The following is a 2,608-nucleotide window of genomic DNA, read 5'->3' on the forward strand; positions in this document are numbered from 1 at the left end:
CAGAGCGAGGTGGTGGCCGCGGCCTACGCGGGCGAGAAGCTGGCCTTCGGCCCCGAGTACCTGATCCCCAAGCCATTCGATCCGCGCCTGATGATGAAGATCGCGCCGGCCGTGGCCCAGGCCGCCGCCGACAGTGGCGTAGCGCTGCGCCCGATCACCGACATGGAGGCCTACCAGCAGCGCCTGCAGAGTTTCGTGTTCGCCTCGGGCACGATCATGAAGCCGATCTACGCGGCCGCCAAAACGGCGCTGAAAAAGCGCGTGGCCTACGCCGAGGGTGAAGAAGAACGCGTGCTGCGCGCCTGCCAGATCGTGGTGGACGAGAACCTGGCGCGCCCGACGCTGCTGGGCCGCCCGGCGGTGATCGCCGAACGCATCGAGAAGTTCGGCCTGCGCCTGAAGGAAGGACTGGACTACGACGTGGTCAACGTCGAGCAGGACGCACGCTACCGCGAGCTCTGGACCACCTACCACCAGCTCATGGAACGCCGCGGCGTGACCGAGCAGCTGGCCAAGATCGAGATGCGCCGGCGCCTGACGCTCATCAGCTCGATGCTGCTGCGCCGCGGCGACGTGGACGGCATGATCTGCGGCACCTGGGGCAACACGCAGCTGCACCTGGACTACATCGACCAGGTGATCGGCAAGCGCGAGGGCGCCAGCTGCTACGCCGCCATGAACGCGCTGATGCTGCCAGGGCGCCAGGTGTTCCTGGTGGACACGCACATCAACTACGACCCCACCGCCGAGCAACTGGCCGAGATCACCCAGATGGCCGCGCGCAAGATGATGCGCTTTGGCATCACGCCCAAGGCGGCCCTGCTCTCACACTCCAACTTCGGCTCGTCCAACCAGCCCAGCGCGGTCAAGATGCGCGAGACGCTGGCCATCCTGCAAACGAATGCACCGTGGCTGGAAGTCGACGGCGAGATGCACGGTGATGTGGCACTGGACGCCGATGCACGCCAATCGATCATGCCGCGCTCGGCCCTCAAGGGCGATGCCAATCTGCTGGTGCTGCCCAACATCGACGCCGCCAACATCGCCTACAACCTGCTCAAGACGGCTGCTGGCGGCAACATCGCCATCGGCCCCATGCTGCTGGGCGTGGCCAAACCGGTCCACATCCTCACCGCCAGCGCCACCGTGCGCCGCATCGTCAACATGACGGCGCTCACGGTTGCCGAGGTGAACGTGCAGCGTTGAGGTTCCAGGAAAAAGCAAGCACTAACTTTTTCTCACATATGGCCCCAGGGTGATTGCCTGTTTATTCAGCAATCACTTGCTTTTTTGCAACACCTGGGGCACACTCTGCGGCTTGAAACACAGGGTTAACCCGCCCGAAAAACGCCGCTCCAAGCGGTGTTTTGAAGGCGGGTTGATGCATCAGGAGCAGGGATTTTCATGGGTCTGAAGCGGATCCGGGTGGGTCGATGGGGCGTTCAACGCTCCAGCGTTGCGGCGCTGGTGGTGGCCCTGACGGCAACGGTTGGCACCTTTTTGGTGCAAGCCCGTGCACCCGCTCCCACACCGCTGCCGGGTTCGGCAGTCGCCTCCGTGGCGGTCACCGGTTTGCCAGTGCAAGGCCGGGAGGTGATGGAGCAGATTCGCCAGGGCGGGCCCTTCCGCTACGAGAAAGATGGCACCGTGTTCGGCAACCGGGAGCGTTTGTTGCCGGGGCAGAAACGGGGGTACTACCGTGAATACACGGTGCCCACCCCGGGTCTGAGCCACCGGGGAGCGCGTCGGATCGTGTGTGGTGGCCAACAGCCCCGTGAACCTGATGCCTGTTATTACACCGAAGACCACTACAGCAGCTTTCGGCTGATCGTGCAGTGACCCGGTGAGCGCGACGGATTTTTAACTTTGACCTTCGAAAGAGACGCGGAGATGGACACGCCACTTCGTAACGTACGTACCAACATCGTTCAGTCGATCCGCGCCTATGGCGTGAAAGACCTCGAGGCCGCTGCCGAGCAGTTGGGCCACCATTTCCTGTATGCCAACCTGGCCAAGGCCCAGAGCAAGCAGGATGTGCTGGACCTGATCGCCGCGCAGTACACGCTGCCCGCCCACTTCGGCAAGAACTTCGATGCGCTCTACGACTGCATGACCGACCTGGTGCACAAGTCGGGCCCGCAGACCGGTTTCATCGTCGTGCTCGAGCACATCCCGGCGAACAGCAAGTTCGACAAGGAAGCGCGCGAACAGCTGCTGGACATCTTCCGTGACGTGGCCGACTACTGGTCCGACCGCAAGATCCCGTTCCGCTGCTTCTATTCGTTCTCGGTCGCTCGCGCGCCCAAGGGCGAAGAGGCGGCCGATGCCGAGAACGAAGAGCCCATGCCCACCGACAAGATCCTGGACGTGAGCCCGATGGCGCTGCGCATGAGCAGCCCGTTCAACGCCGGCTACTGGCTGACGGCGGCATAACCCCCCCGCGCCGCCTTCGGCGTCACCGCCCAAGGGGGACGGCACTGGCGGTCCGGCCAAGCCGGTTCCGCGGTGCCCCTGGCCAAGAGGCCGCTGCAATTGCAGCGGCTTTTTTTATGCCTGAACGGCTTGCGCGAGCGCCACGTACTCGGCCACCGGCACCTCTTCAGCGCGG

The 2,608-nt window shown here is 64.1% G+C and carries 2 protein-coding genes and 1 pseudogene; all 3 read left to right on the top strand.

Annotation, left to right across the window (positions count from 1 at the left end):
• Positions 1 to 1,206 (top strand): phosphate acyltransferase (locus ACR2JA_RS19600; RefSeq protein WP_434010738.1); only part of this gene is annotated, 1,206 nt, incomplete at its 5' end.
• A gap of 198 nt (positions 1,207 to 1,404) precedes the next feature.
• The gene (locus ACR2JA_RS19605) at positions 1,405 to 1,839 is read left to right on the top strand and encodes a ribonuclease domain-containing protein (protein ID WP_434010739.1); all 435 of its coding nucleotides are present in this window, start codon (positions 1,405 to 1,407) and stop codon (positions 1,837 to 1,839) included.
• A gap of 51 nt (positions 1,840 to 1,890) precedes the next feature.
• A pseudogene (locus tag ACR2JA_RS19610) lies at positions 1,891 to 2,286 on the top strand (barstar family protein); the annotation flags it as partial.
• Between the last annotated feature and the right edge of the window lie 322 nt (positions 2,287 to 2,608).

Origin of the sequence: Hydrogenophaga sp., from assembly GCF_051007235.1 — a bacterium.
Lineage (GTDB): Bacteria > Pseudomonadota > Gammaproteobacteria > Burkholderiales > Burkholderiaceae_C > Hydrogenophaga.